The organism is Acidobacterium sp. FHG110202_01 (assembly GCF_059115305.1).
In genome coordinates, this window is record NZ_JBZYWJ010000006.1 from 310,273 (window position 1) to 324,391 (window position 14,119).

Annotated in this window: 12 protein-coding genes; 6 read left to right on the forward strand and 6 right to left on the reverse strand. The window is 57.1% G+C overall.

Features of this window, described 5'->3' with window-relative positions; translation table 11 throughout:
* Positions 1-390: 390 nt before the first annotated feature.
* Positions 391-1,785, forward strand: coding sequence for an acetyl ornithine aminotransferase family protein (locus AC5S16_RS14860; RefSeq protein ID WP_493930864.1), 1,395 nt, complete (start codon positions 391-393; stop codon positions 1,783-1,785).
* An 85-nt stretch (positions 1,786-1,870) separates the two neighbouring features.
* On the opposite strand, the gene AC5S16_RS14865 is transcribed toward AC5S16_RS14860, so the two are convergent.
* Complete coding sequence (locus AC5S16_RS14865) at positions 1,871-2,407, reverse strand: GNAT family N-acetyltransferase (protein ID WP_493930865.1); 537 nt, start codon at positions 2,405-2,407, stop codon at positions 1,871-1,873.
* A gap of 279 nt (positions 2,408-2,686) precedes the next feature.
* Between AC5S16_RS14865 and AC5S16_RS14870 the strand changes: the two genes are divergently transcribed.
* The 5 genes from AC5S16_RS14870 to katG all read left to right on the forward strand — a co-directional run bounded on the left by AC5S16_RS14870 (position 2,687) and on the right by katG (position 8,621).
* Positions 2,687-3,088 carry a CRISPR-associated protein Cas5 gene (locus AC5S16_RS14870; RefSeq protein WP_493930866.1) on the forward strand — a complete coding sequence of 134 codons (402 nt, stop codon included), beginning with the start codon at positions 2,687-2,689 and terminating at the stop codon, positions 3,086-3,088.
* A gap of 68 nt (positions 3,089-3,156) precedes the next feature.
* On the forward strand, positions 3,157-3,351 hold the full coding sequence (locus AC5S16_RS14875; RefSeq protein ID WP_493930867.1) for a hypothetical protein: 195 nt from the start codon (positions 3,157-3,159) through the stop codon (positions 3,349-3,351).
* Between the two features lie 60 nt (positions 3,352-3,411).
* Positions 3,412-3,780, forward strand: coding sequence for a VOC family protein (locus AC5S16_RS14880; RefSeq protein WP_493930946.1), 369 nt, complete (start codon positions 3,412-3,414; stop codon positions 3,778-3,780).
* Positions 3,781-4,163: 383 nt separating this feature from the next.
* Entirely contained in the window at positions 4,164-6,152 is a 1,989-nt protein-coding gene (locus AC5S16_RS14885) for a glucuronyl esterase domain-containing protein (protein WP_493930868.1), read from the forward strand.
* 276 nt (positions 6,153-6,428) lie between these two features.
* Positions 6,429-8,621, forward strand: a complete 2,193-nt coding sequence (katG, locus tag AC5S16_RS14890) for a catalase/peroxidase HPI (protein WP_493930869.1) — start codon at positions 6,429-6,431, stop codon at positions 8,619-8,621.
* A 53-nt stretch (positions 8,622-8,674) separates the two neighbouring features.
* Here katG and AC5S16_RS14895 read toward each other — a convergent pair whose 3' ends face one another.
* The 5 genes from AC5S16_RS14895 to AC5S16_RS14915 all read right to left on the reverse strand — a co-directional run bounded on the left by AC5S16_RS14895 (position 8,675) and on the right by AC5S16_RS14915 (position 13,938).
* Entirely contained in the window at positions 8,675-9,100 is a 426-nt protein-coding gene (locus AC5S16_RS14895) for a DUF1801 domain-containing protein (protein ID WP_493930870.1), read from the reverse strand.
* Between the two features lie 25 nt (positions 9,101-9,125).
* Positions 9,126-9,671: an SRPBCC family protein gene (locus tag AC5S16_RS14900; RefSeq protein WP_493930871.1), complete on the reverse strand. Its 546-nt coding sequence runs from the start codon at positions 9,669-9,671 to the stop codon at positions 9,126-9,128.
* 18 nt (positions 9,672-9,689) lie between these two features.
* On the reverse strand, positions 9,690-10,088 hold the full coding sequence (locus AC5S16_RS14905) for a VOC family protein (RefSeq protein ID WP_493930872.1): 399 nt from the start codon (positions 10,086-10,088) through the stop codon (positions 9,690-9,692).
* Between the two features lie 42 nt (positions 10,089-10,130).
* Positions 10,131-10,517: an ArsR/SmtB family transcription factor gene (locus AC5S16_RS14910; RefSeq protein ID WP_493930873.1), complete on the reverse strand. Its 387-nt coding sequence runs from the start codon at positions 10,515-10,517 to the stop codon at positions 10,131-10,133.
* A 913-nt stretch (positions 10,518-11,430) separates the two neighbouring features.
* On the reverse strand, positions 11,431-13,938 hold the full coding sequence (locus AC5S16_RS14915) for a 2-oxoglutarate dehydrogenase E1 component (protein ID WP_493930874.1): 2,508 nt from the start codon (positions 13,936-13,938) through the stop codon (positions 11,431-11,433).
* Positions 13,939-14,119 lie beyond the last annotated feature (181 nt).

The window sequence follows — 14,119 nt, forward strand, 5'->3', positions numbered from 1 at the left end:
GCGGCCTCCGCGTAAACTCCGAGTCCTCTGCGTGAAGCTTTTCCTCTGCAGTCTTCAAACTGACACATCACGTCACGCCCGTAATCCTTCCCACCCCCAACACCCGCATGCTATTCTCACCTCAACAGGCAAAGCGATGCGCACTCCGCGGCACATGACGGCTTCCGTCTCCAGCTCCCCTAGCTGGAGCAGGACCCGTGTACGCTCGATCGACCGCGTCCTGCCCACCCGCACACGACCTAGCCTCTTCGGCAGCGACTAGTCACCGCTGCCCGTGGCGCTCTCCGATCCAGCGACCAAGTCGCTCAAAGAGCATCCATGACCAGAAGAGAGACTTCTCCCATAAGCCCATTTCAATGCAACGCACGACAGGCCCCTAAGGAGAACCCCATGCAGACGACTGAAATCCTCAAGAAATTCGGCCCGAAACTCAACGGTCCGCTTCCCGGCCCCAACGCCAGGCGCATCGTCGATGCCGACGACCGCCTCATCTCCCCCAGCTACACCCGCTCCTATCCACTCGTGGCAAAGTCCGGCAAGGGCGTGCGCATTGCAGACGTGGACGGCAACCAGTTCCTCGACTTCGCCGCCGGCATCGCCGTCACTTCCACCGGGCACTGCCATCCTGAAGTCGTCGCCGCCATCCAGAAGCAGGCCGCCGAGCTCATCCATATTTCCGGCACAGATTTCTACTACGAGTCGCTGGTCACTTTCGCCGAGCGCCTCTCCGCCGTCGCTCCCATGCCCGGTCCGCACCGCTTCTACTATGGCAACTCCGGAGCCGAGGCCGTCGAGTGCGCCCTCAAGATCGCGCGCTACCACACCCAGCGCCAGCACATCATCGCCTTCTTCGGCGCCTTTCACGGACGCACCATGGGCGCGCTCTCTCTCACCGCGTCCAAGCCGCAGCAGCGCCGCCGCTTCTCACCACTCGTTCCCGGAGTCACCCACGTCCGCTACCCCTACGCCTATCGCGGCTGCAGCGGAGGACAGCAGGACGAAGAAAAATTCGCGCTCGGCTGCGCCCGGTACATCGAAGAAAAGCTCTTCAAGACCACCCTCGCCCCTGAAGAAGTCGCCGCCATCTTCGTCGAACCCATCCAGGGAGAAGGCGGCTACGTCGTCGCTCCCACCATCTTCATGCAGGAGCTGCGCCGCATCTGCGACAAGTACGGCATCCTCCTCGTCGCCGACGAAGTGCAATCTGGAGCAGGCCGCACCGGCAAGTGGTGGGCCATCGAGCATACCGGCGTTGAGCCCGATATTGTCTGCATGGCCAAAGGCATCGCCTCCGGAATGCCCCTTGGCATCTGCATGACGCGCGCCGACATCATGGACTGGAAACCCGGCTCGCATGCTTCGACCTTTGGCGGAAACCCCGTCTCCATCGCCGCCGCTCTCGCCACCATGGACATCGTCGAGCGCGAAGGCATTGCCAACGCAACAAAAATCGGCGACCAGATGCTGTCGCGCCTCCGCGAGTGGCCGGCAAAGCATCCCACCGTAGGCGACGTGCGCGGACGCGGCCTGATGATCGGCATCGAGATCGTCAAAGACCAGACCACCCGCGAAGCAGCTCCTCAGCTGCGTGACCGCATCGTCGAGCTCGCCTTCGAGCGCGGCCTGCTGATCCTCGGCTGCGGCGAAACCTCAATCCGTCTGGCCCCTCCGCTTATCGTCAACGAGCACGAAGCTGCCATCGCCCTCGACATTTTCGAGGAGTGCCTCTCTCTGGCCGAAAAAGAGCATGCTGAAGCCAGTACTCTGACCGCCTCCGCGGTATAAGCCATAGGTCTCGTCTCATCAAAGTGGGGCACAGCGCGTGGCCCCACAATATCTCATCCTGAGTGCGACAGCATGCTGTCGCACATCACTGCAAGCTACGCTGCATCATCAACAGACGCACCCATTCTCCAAACTTCCGGCCTGCATCAGGCAGCAACCCGACCTGCTGGAATCCGAGCAACGCATGCAAGGCAACGGAGGATGGATTCATCCCACAGATACAGGCAACCATCGAGTGGCAACCTTTTGTCCGGCACTCCGCAATCAGCTGGGACAGCAGCGCCTTGCCAACTCCATGACCGATGCAATCCGGGCGGACATAAATTGAGTCTTCCACGGTGTAACGATAGCCTTCACGCGCGCGGAACTGAGACGCGTAACAATAGCCCACAATGTAACCTTCGAGCTCTGCGACAAGATAAGGCAAACCAAGATCTCGAACAGCTCGCCACCGCCTTAACATCTCCGACTCATCCGGAGCAGTAATTTCCATGGTCGCCGTGCTCGATAATACAAACCTGGCGTAGATTGCAGTGATATGAGGCAGGTCCGCAGGAGTTAAGTGCCGGACTAAGGATTCCGAGGTTTTGGGAGTGTCCCTTGCCAGAACTGACGTCGCCACTATGATCCGGCTCCCGTCGGGTACGGGTTGAACTGGCTTCTTGGTTTCATCGTGGTTCTCACGCTATCTTATCCGAACCAGATATCTCCTCTTCTCCAGTAGAGCTCGAAATCCATAAAGAAATAGTTAAGGCATATCTCTTAGTTTAGGTCTTCTATAAGAAATCTATAAATATCCCATCAACCCTGAATAATAGCTATCCTTGACTTAGACGCACTTACATCTTTTTTAGTGATTTAGCAGTAGCATCGCAATTGTATTGGAGAGGAGATAGTTCCAATGCCGAACATACATGGTATTGAGTTCAAGGTGAATCAATCCGATCTGGTAAAAGACCTGGTCCGAGAACTGCTCAAAGATGGCAACTGCAGTGTGTATGCAGTGCCGCATATGAAGCCGCATGGTGAATTGCGAATGGCTTCAACGGTTGCGCCTGGAGAACCAAAGCCGCAACATAACGTCTTTCTTCGCATCCTGCCTGGAGTAAACGAGGCAACAGTGGTTCGCCCCCTGAATGCAAAAGCAGGAGAACCCATCACCAAACTTACAAAGTTTTCCAAACCCGAACTGGTAACAATTATCCGGGTGTGGCGAGAACAGATAACATCCGCTCCAGACGCCAATAGCTCAACTCATTCCGAAGCTGACAGTCAGAAGCTTAAGGCAGAAGTTAGCAGGTAACCTGCAATGCAGAAACCTGAATTTACTAGTGGTGCGTAACAACATCAGTCTGACGAAACGAACGTATCATGAATCTTCATCAACTCAAGACCGACCCTTTTCTTGACCCGGCAAATATACGGGCAGAAAACGGAATGAGACAGAACAGCAAGTGGAATGTGCTCTATGAAGGCATACTCGTTCCATGCGGATTTGTCCTTGTGATTCTTTTCTTTGTATTGGCGGGAATGCTGATTAATCACATGAATACTCGCTATCCTTAATATTTTGTTGACAGCCGATGCAATGGTCGCAACAGAGGTGCTACTGTACACTTGGTGTCTATGATCCGTCAGATCGCGCCTCTGTTTTTCACCACGGACATCCCAGGCACGCTTACCTATTACAAGGAAAAGCTGGGCTTCGAATGTCTGGGAACATGGCAGGATCCACCGGTCTATGCCATCGCGGCGCGCGATCAACATGCGATTCACTTTCGCTGCGCTGAGCCTCCCACGCCCAACCCCAACAAATATGCGGACGAACTGCTCGACGCCTACATCTTTGTTGAAGATGCAGACGCGCTTTATGCCGAGTACGCCGCCAAAGGTGTGGAGTTCACTCGCGAGCTTGCCAACATGCCATGGCGCTCGCGAGAGTTTGTCCTGAAAGATTGCGACGGCCGCCTGCTGGCCTTCGGCTCGAACCTATAGTTCAGTCCTGTTGTCCTGTCACAACAACACAGCCCTGAGCATCATCACGCCGCCTACCGTATCCGCTTCAGAAAAAGCCGGAAAAATCGCGTCCTTTTTGAAATGTTTTTGTCAATAATTCGATATGTGAATTTTTAGGCTATATCGATTTTCATTCTGCAAATATCGTCATTTTCCTTGACAGCATAAAGCTATTCTGCATATCGTTTGTGACGCAAATTAAATAGGACTGACGCCGGCCGCAAACCAACGCCCGGCGAAGCAGCTCCGCCGCATGCATGGCCGTGACGGTGCTTCAACGTGGCGAGGCGCGTTAAATACGGCCTCCTAACCGGGCCAGTGGAAAGAACTCCCCTGCCCTCCCCCTGCGTGAGGAAAAGCCTATGAGAAGTCTTTGCTTGATGTGGATCGGGCCGGCAGTGCTGCGGCTCACGACTTTCCTTGGTAATGCACTTACAAATTCGCACCTCGCTATGTCTTCCAATCTTGCCAAAGTGTCTCTTGCGCTGATGCTGGTACTGCTGGTGTCAGCTGCAGCACCAAAAGCATCAGCCCAGGAGAAGACGTGGGGCGACTCCAGCACTCCGCTGGTTTATAAAGTTGAGAACACGGGTGCGCACTTCCGGGCTCCTGTCTTTCCATCTTTCGGCAAGCTTCCGATCATTCGGCCTCTGCCGGATCCTTTCCAGTCCAACGACAGATTGCGCCAGCCCTGGTTCACGGACTGGGAGCTCCGGCGTAACGAGATCAGGGCCGCAATCGAAAAATACGAGATCGGCACCAGGCCTGATTGCTCGGACTGCACCATTACAGCGAACTGGGTGCCCCCAGCTCCAGGATCGGCGGCGACAGCCAGAGGCACTCTGACAGTAGTCGTCACCAGGAATGGGAAATCGTTGACTCTGACGTCAGGTGTCTGGCTTCCATCAGGAATGGGCAGCGGCCCGTTTCCTGCAGTGATCGCTATGACCTTCTTTCCCAGTCCCAGCGGGCCCAATTACGGCAGTCTCCCCTCCAGTGTTTTTACGAATCTCCCGGTCGCAACCATTGACTTTGTTCATAACAACGTAACTAATTACTCGTTTACCTCTCCGAGTGACCATTCCACGGACCCGTTCTACCAGCTCTATCCTGAGCTTTGCGCTGGAGTGTGCAGCAGCGGCACCAGCAATTCGGGACAATACGCCGCCTGGTCCTGGGGAGTGAGCCGCCTCATCGATGGCATAGAAATCGCCAGTCATCAGGCCGTCAATCCCCTGCCCATCGATGTGAGTCATCTGGCAGTCACTGGATGCTCCTATGCCGGAAAGATGGCGCTTTTTGCCGGGGCATTCGACGAGCGGGTTGCTCTTACCATTGCCCAGGAAAACGGCGGCGGCGGCGCACCATCATGGCGCGTCTCGCATGAGATTGAGGCCCAGGGTTCAGTAGAAGATGTCGACGACACCGACTACAACTGGTTCGCCGGTCAAATGAAACAGTTCGCCGGCGACAACATATACAAGCTGCCGGTGGACCATCATGAACTCATGGCCATGGTTGCGCCCAGAGCATTGCTCGAGACAGGCAACACGGATTTTTATTGGCTGTCCAATCGATCCAATTATGTCTCGGCACGGGCAACGCAGGAGATATATAACACGTTGGGCATCGGAGACCGGTTCGGTTTCTATATCGACGGCGGCCACCAGCACTGCGCAACGCTGCCAGCCGAAGCTCCGGCAGTCGCAAGCTTCGTTAACAAATTCATGCTCGGTCAGACGTCAGCCGGCTCAGATATTGAAGTCACCCCATTCCCGACTCTCGATGCAAAGCGCTGGACATGGTGGTGGGGAGGAAATCCAAACAGCGGTCCGAAATTCCCAAATGACTGGAACACAGGCGGGACTGTAGTCATGTCATTGAACAATGTTGGTTTGTTGCCTCTGGTAGCCAGTGAGGGCAAGCCCGTCCAGGGAGGCTATCGACTGGCAGTCGGCGGCAAGCATCCGGCAGCAACGGTTGGGGTGATAGGCGCGACCGTGCAGACAGATGTCCAATGCTTCGATGGAACTTCCTACACACTTACCATTCCGATGCCGGAAAACCAGACTTATTCGACTCCGGCGAACAACCCATCCTTCGTTCCGGGTCCGTTTGTCTACCAGGGATCAGCACCGGCTCCTGCATGCAGTGGCGGTGCTTCGCACGGCGTCATTACAGGCGCGTATTTCTCCGCTTTGGGACTGGCCAACGGCGTCGGAAATCCCCCATTAGGAAATGGTTTTTCAACCACCGACAGCACAGATCCTCTGGATCTAACGTTCAGCTGCAACGCGAACGGTATTCCATCCAATTCTGCGCTGCCACTTACCGTCAACTTCCAGCAGTAACCGCAAGTCGCGACTACCTTGCAGGGCGGGCTTAGTCTGCACGCCCTGCATTTTTGCCTGTTGTCTGCCGGTAATTAGAAGCTGGCTTGTTTTTATTAATGGACACTTAATCAAACCTCTCATCTATCGTCTTCAGGGCAATGCCCTTGGAGCCCTCCTTTTCAATAGTTTTCAGCAATCAAAACTATAGATAAGAAGTCTCATCCACACTGCTGGCCAAAACTTATACTGAACGTGCTCGTCAGCCGCAGTTGCAGACGACTACAGGAGATGAAAATGTCGACCGAAACGAAGTGCCCATTCCATCAAGCCAATGGCTCGGGAACAACGAACAGTGACTGGTGGCCTGAACAGTTGAACCTGGGGATTCTGCACCAGCATTCCTCACTGTCCAATCCCATGCACGAGGAATTCAACTACGCTGAAGAGTTCAAGAGCCTTGATCTGGATGCTGTCATCAAGGATCTTCGTGGCCTCATGACCGATTCGCAGGATTGGTGGCCGGCCGACTTCGGCCACTATGGACCATTATTCATCCGCATGGCCTGGCACAGTGCGGGCACCTACCGCATCGGCGATGGCCGTGGCGGCGCCGGTCGCGGCCAGCAGCGCTTCGCTCCTCTCAACAGCTGGCCTGACAACGTCAGCCTCGACAAGGCGCGCCGCCTCCTGTGGCCCATCAAGCAGAAATACGGCAAAAAGATTTCCTGGGCCGACCTGATGATCCTCGCCGGCAATGTCGCGCTCGAATCGATGGGTTTCAAGACCTTCGGTTTTGCCGGTGGCCGCGAAGACGTCTGGGAACCAGATCAGGACGTCAACTGGGGACTGGAGACTACATGGCTGGGCACGGACAAGCGCTATTCCGGTCAACGCGATCTCGCAAACCCGTACGGCGCCACCACCATGGGTCTGATCTATGTCAACCCCGAAGGCCCGGAAGGCAAACCCGATCCGGTCGCGGCAGCTAAAGATATCCGCGACACTTTCGGACGCATGGCGATGAATGACGAAGAGACTGTCGCCTTGATTGCTGGCGGGCACACTTTCGGCAAGACCCACGGCGCTGCGCCGGCCAGCCATGTCGGCCCCGAGCCTGAAGGTTCTCCTATCGAGCAGCAGGGTCTTGGCTGGAAGAACAGCTACGGCACCGGTGTTGGCCGTGATGCGATCACCAGCGGCATCGAGGTCACCTGGACCTCCACGCCGACAAAATGGAGCAACAACTTTTTCTGGAACCTGTTCGGCTACGAATGGGAACTGACGAAGAGCCCGGCTGGAGCGCACCAGTGGAAGCCGAAGGGTGATGCAGGCGCCAATACGATTCCGGATGCATTTGATTCGTCTAAGCGTCGTGCGCCATCCATGCTGACCACGGACATCTCCCTGCGCGTCGATCCCGAGTACGAAAAAATCTCCCGGCGCTTCTACGAGAATCCCGATCTGTTTGCCGATGCCTTCGCCCGCGCATGGTTCAAGCTGACGCATCGCGACATGGGTCCGCGTGCCCGCTATCTTGGACCACTCGTGCCCGAAGAAGTGCTCATCTGGCAGGATCCCGTCCCGGCCATCGATCACGAGCTGATCAACGAAAAGGACATCGAAGCACTGAAGGCCAAGATTCTTGCTTCCGGCCTGTCTATCTCCCAGCTCGTTTCAGCCGCGTGGGCTTCAGCCTCCACCTTCCGTGGCGGCGACAAGCGCGGCGGCGCCAATGGCGCGCGCATCCGGCTTGAACCTCAGAAGGACTGGGAAGTAAACCAGCCCGCCGAGCTCCAGAAGGTGATTTCGAAACTCGAAGCCATCCAGCAGGAGTTCAACAGCTCGCAGACCAACGGCAGCAAGGGCAGAAATGTCTCGCTCGCCGACCTGATCGTTCTCGCCGGTTCTGCTGCTGTTGAAGCGGCGGCCAAGAAGGCCGGTCACGACGTGAAGGTCCCCTTTGCGCCGGGCCGCACCGATGCCTCGCAGGAGCAGACCGACGTCGCTTCCTTCGCTCTGCTCGAGCCCAAGGCAGACGGCTTCCGCAACTACGTCCAGGCAGGGCTGGAGCCACATGTCGCCGACCTGCTGATCGACAAGGCGCAGCTTCTGACCCTTACCGCTCCCGAGATGGCCGTCCTGATCGGCGGTCTGCGAGTCCTGGACGCGAACTTCGGACAATCGCAGCACGGCGTCTTCACCAGCAAGCCTGAGACCCTGACCAATGACTTCTTCGTGAACCTGCTCGACATGAGCACGGCATGGCAGAAATCTGCGAAGGACGAAAGTGTACTGGAAGGACGCGACCGCAAGACAGGCAAGGTGAAGTGGACCGGCACCGTCGTCGATCTCGTCTTCGGCTCCAACTCCCAGCTCCGCGCCGTCGCTGAGGTCTACGCCAGCAGCGACGCCGGACAGAAATTCGCTGAGGACTTCGCAGCAGCCTGGGCAAAGGTGATGAACCTGGACCGCTTCGACCTCGCATAAACCAAAGCAACAGGCGGCTCATCCGTACCGAAAACGGATGAGCCGCCTCATTCTTAATCAGCCCGTTTGCTGTCCGCTCGCCGAGGCTTCGCCTTGCTCTTGCCTTCGAGATTAAACGCCACTGCAGCGCGGATAAGATCCTTCAACGCCGCCTCATTGATCTTATCGCCTTCGTGAATATCGATGGCGCGCCTCACATTCCCTTCAAGGCTGGAGTTGAACAGACCTGCAGGGTCCTTCAACGCGGCTCCCCTGGCAAACGTCATTTTGACGACATCCTTGTACGTCTCTCCCGTGCAGATGATGCCGCCGTGGGAGAAGACAGGAGTACCCGGTGATGTCGCCTTGGCCCACTTCCACTCCTCCACAATCTCAGGGTCAGCCTCGTGTATGATTCCGCGCACCTTCGCGAGCGTCTTCCCGCGCCAGTCCCCGAGTTGCTTAATCTTCTCATCGATGAATGCAGCAGCAGATTCCATACGCAGCTCCCATTCCCGCACTTAATTATGCTCCACGCTTCGAAGCGCCGGGCGCCTCAGCGTCGAACTGTTTTGCGTATTCGGCAGTCAATCGCTGCCAGCCGCTGAACTTCATAACGTCGGGACCGACAATGTGCCCAATTGGCTCGCCCGCAAGAAGCCGATCCAGCACGTCGAAGCAGATGTGCCAGCCTGCAGCTCCCCACGAGATGAAGCGGCGATCGATATTGTGCCATAGCGTCAGGCGCGTGCCGCTGCCGAGCGGTTCAAGTTCCCACCGGATATCGTGGTACTCAAGCACTCTGGGAGCCTCTGCTATCGTCACCATTGTTTCGGAAACCTGCGCCGTCCCCGCCCAGGTGAGTTTCACCGTGGTTCCCACCGTGCCCAGATTCCCATCGACCTCAAAGGGCGCCCACTCGCGCAGCTGAGCCGGATCGGTCAGCGCCTGCCAGACTTTCTCCGGCGAGTGGCGCAGTTCTCTCGTGAGAATGAGCGTCCACTTCTCTCCGTCCTTCCGTACCTGCGCCCCGCTGGCCGGACCCGGTTCATACTGCACGCGATCGGTCATTCATTTTCTCCTTGAACGTCAGCCCTGCCAGTGCATCAGCTGCACGAGCTGAATGAGATTGCCGCAGGTGTCGTTCAGCATGGCGATCTTCGAGGCCGTCACGTCTGTCGGCGGCATGGTGAATTCGGCGCCGTGCGCTTTCATGCGTTCGTAATCGGCCTGCACGTCGTCGGTGTAGAACATGGCTGCGGGCTGGCCTGCCTGCAACAGGGCCTGCTGGTAGGCCCTGGCCGCCGGTTTGTCGTTGAGTGTCAGCTGCAGCTCTGTGCCGTCCGGCTCCTCTGCTGAGGCCACAGTCAGCCAGCGAAATGGCCCCTGACTGAAATCGGCCTTCTTCACAAAACCCAGCACTTCGGTATAGAAGCGCAGAGCCTTCTCCTGGTCATCGACATACACACTGGTCAGTTTGATCTTCATTGGTTTCCTCGCATTCTCAGATTTGCGGACGATGCCGCATTACTACGTTTTCCTTTTCGTTGGTGTAGCCTTCGTTTTCGTTGATGGCCGTGGCTCCGCGGACAGATCTTCGTCCGTGGGGTGGGAATCCATGCGGTCGAGGTGGCATTCGAGAGCATCCACATGAACTTCCCAGAACCTGCGGAACTGAGCCAGCCACATATCCACCTCCTGAAACGGTTCTGGTCTCAGCCGGTAAAGACGGCGCTGTGCGTCCACCGTCGATTCCACGAAACCAGCCTCGCGCAGCACCCGCAGGTGCTTGGACACCGTCGGCTGCGACATGCGAAGCTGGCGCTCGATCTCTCCTACCGACTGCTCTGACGAGACCAGAAGGCCCAGGATCGCGCGACGGTTCGGCTCCGCAATAATTTCGAATACAGATTCCACGTCACTTTATATACCTCTAAAAGCATATACGTGTCAAGGCATGTAAGAATTGTCAGCCGGAGCGAAACCTGAACGGAGTGAAGGGGGAGTAGAAGGACCCGCAGGAACAAGTGGAATCTAGCTGACCGAAATCAAAACGTTCCTGCGAATCGTTGCGTAGCAACGACCGTCCTTTCGCATCGGCAGCCACCACCAGGAGTTGGATATATTTCTGGCGGCAGGTTTTGCGGGAGCATGAGGGGGTACCCCCTCCCCCCCTGTTTTACGGGGATTGTTTGTTTTCAGTGAGATAGCGGGGGCGACCCTCTGCTATGTTGTTGATTCTTCTATTGGTTGTGCACTACTATAATGTTTTCTTGTATTTAGCGGGGGGTCTATTTTTTTGTTACCTTCCGGCGGCGGTCTTTCGGCTTGGGATATCCGTATTCGTGGTGGAAAGCTGCCGGATGTTGTGGGGCTCGATGCCATGTATGGATCCTTCTCCTTCGTTGCACTCAGGGTCAGGATGACCAATTCCTGGGGTTATGGCTTTCCATCGGTTGACTCGTCTCGATGTATATCCCGTCGGCCTTTGGCCGACCTCCCACGAACCCTTCGACAAGTTCAGGGCAAGCTCTTCGAGTTCGTGGGGGTCCTTCGACTCCCCCACCCTGCGAACAGCGCGCAGTCCGGGAACCCCGGTCCACGTTGCTCCGCTCAGGATGACAAACTAAATAAATCCTGAAAACAGGAAAGCCCGCCATACGGCGGGCTTTTTCTCTCTATTTCCAGTTTACCAATTTTCGCCGTAATACTATGACAACTATTTTTCTTCTGTTTTTGCTTTGGTTTGTTTGGGTTGCGCGGATTTTGCGCAGTTTGGGGGCTTGACATGGGTTTTAAACTCTGGACTTGTCAGACCCCTCATTTGCAATTATCGCTGCCCGGCCTTCTCTTTCAGGCTGGGGCCGAGGGCAAGCCCGATCAGGGTCTTTTGCTCCAGTTCGTGGGCCTTGCCTGATCCCGTCGCCGGGCTGGCAGCGGCTGAGCGCTTGATGCTCAGCACCTGGCGGTCGCGCGCCAGACGCTTCAGGCGCGGCATGACGAAGGACAGGGCTCCCATATTCTCCGGCTCTTCCTGCACCCAGATCACTTCGTGGGCATTGGGATGCGCCTTGATCGCGGCGACCAGCTCGGCCTCGGGCCAGGGATAGAGCTGCTCGACAAAGACGATGCCTGTCGTGCCGTCCTTGCGCTTTTCGCGCTCGACGCGCAGCTCGTGGCCGATTTTGCCGGTGCAGATGAGCAGGCGCTTGGCGCTCGTGATTTCGGTTTCCGGGATCACGTTGAGGAAGTGCGGTTGAGCAAAATCTTCGATGGGCGAGACCGCATCGGGGTGCCGCAGCATGCTCTTGGGCGTGAAGATGATAAGCGGCTTGCGCCACTTGCGCAGCGCCTGGCGCCGCAGCAGATGGAAGTACTGCGCGGCCGTCGAGGGCTGGCAAATCTGCATGTTGTCATGCGCGGCAAGCTGCAGGTAGCGCTCGATGCGCGCGCTCGAGTGTTCCGGCCCCTGGCCTTCATAGCCGTGCGGCAGCAGCATGGTCACGCCGCCCAGCAGCCCCCACTTGTCTTCGCCGGAGGAGATGAACTGGTCGATGATGATCTGCGCGCCGTTGGCGAAGTCGCCAAACTGCGCCTCCCACATGACTAATGTTTCGGGATAGTCGCGGCTGTAGCCATATTCGAAGCCGAGCACGCCGGCTTCGGAAAGAACGGAATTGTAAACCTCAAACTTTGCCTGGTCCGGGGTGAGATGGTTGAGCGGAATGTGCAGCTGCTCGTTCTCAATGTCGATGAGGATGCTGTGGCGCTGGTTGAAGGTGCCGCGCTGGCTGTCCTGCCCGCTGAGGCGGACCGGCACTCCGGCTTTGAGCAGCGAACCGATGGCAACAGCTTCAGCCATGCCGTAATCGAAGGGCCGCTTGCCCTGGCCCATTTCCAGGCGCTGGTCCAGTAATTTCTGGATTTTGGGATGAACGTGGAAACCCTCCGGGGCTCTGGCAATGCCCGCAGAGATTTCGCCGACTTCCTCCGCGCTCAGGCTGGTCTCGACTTCGTACTCAGGCTTGTATTTGCCGCCGGTAAAGTGCGACCAGTAATCGGGAAGCACGGCGAGCGTCGGCATCTTCTGCATCTTGGTTGCGGTGCGCTGCGCCTCGGTGAACTCAGCCTGCAGCTCGCGCACGCGCTCGCTCACGTTTGCGCCAAGTTTCTTCGCGTAGATTTCGTAGAGCGGCGGATGGTCCTTGATTTTGGCGTAGCGCAGAGGCTGCGTGATGGTCGGATCGTCAACTTCGCTGTGCCCGTGGCGGCGGTAGCCGATGAGGTCCACGACTACGTCAGTCTTGAAAGTGTAGCGGTACTCGGCGGCGAGAGTGGCCACGCGGACGACGGCTTCGGGGTCTTCAGCGTTGACGTGGAAGATGGGAATGGGCAGGCGCTTGGCGATGTCGGAGGCGAAGCGCGATGAATTCGATTCTTCCGGCTCAGCGGTGAATCCGAGCAGATTGTTGACGATGATGTGGACGGTGCCGCCGATGGAGAAGCCTTCGACTGCGCCGAGGTTCAATGTCTCAGCCCAGATGCCCTGCCCGGCAAAGGCCGCATCGCCGTGGATGCCGACAGGCAGCACACGGACTGTGCCTTCCGCACCGTAGCGGACCTGCTTGGCGCGCGCCCGGCCGGCGACAACGGGATCGACGGCTTCAAGATGGCTCGGGTTCGAGACCAGATGCAGCGCCATGGTTTTTCCGTCGCGGGTTTTGTAGGCACCGGTCGCGCCGACGTGGTACTTCACGTCGCCGCCGCCGAGAATGCTGCGGGGATCGACGTCTTCAAACTTAGAAAAGATGTCTGCCGGAGACTTGCCGAAGGTGTTGACCATGACACTGAGGCGTCCGCGATGGCTCATACCCATCACGCTCTTCTCTGCGCCAAGCTCGCTCGCCCGGTTGAGCAGCTCATCGAGAAACGGAATGAGCGCGGTTACGCCTTCGAGCGAAAACCTTTTGGTCCCGAGATAGCGGGACTGGATGACCTGCTCGAAGATGTCAGCCCGGATGAGCAGGTCGAGAATGCGCTTCTGGTTCGCCTTTGGAGCTGGAGATTCGAGACGATCGACGATCCACTGCCGCTGCTCGCGGTTGGGAATATGCATGAACTCGGCTGCGATGGTGCCGCAGTAGCAGCTGCGGGCTTCGTCGGCATCTTCGCCATCGAAATCGAGATCGGGAATCGGTTCAGGAGAGAGGTATTGGCCTAGAGGATCAAGTTGTGCCTGGAGATATCCCCAGCGGCGAAAAGCATCGAAGATCTGCTCGCGATTTTGCGAGGCTTGCTGTAAGTCAGAATGGGAAGGTTCCAGCCTGGTAGCACTCATATTTTTTGTCCGGAAATTGCCGGCATCGATTCTCGCGCAGACGTTCGCCTGAAGGTGTTCAAAACGCTGGTTTTTCGAGGTGAATTAGCCCGGAGAATCGCCAGAAATTTCATCGTCTCTTCTATTTTACTGGTTTCGAGGCGATGCCGTGAACCACGGTATCTTAGCATGCACTCTCGAA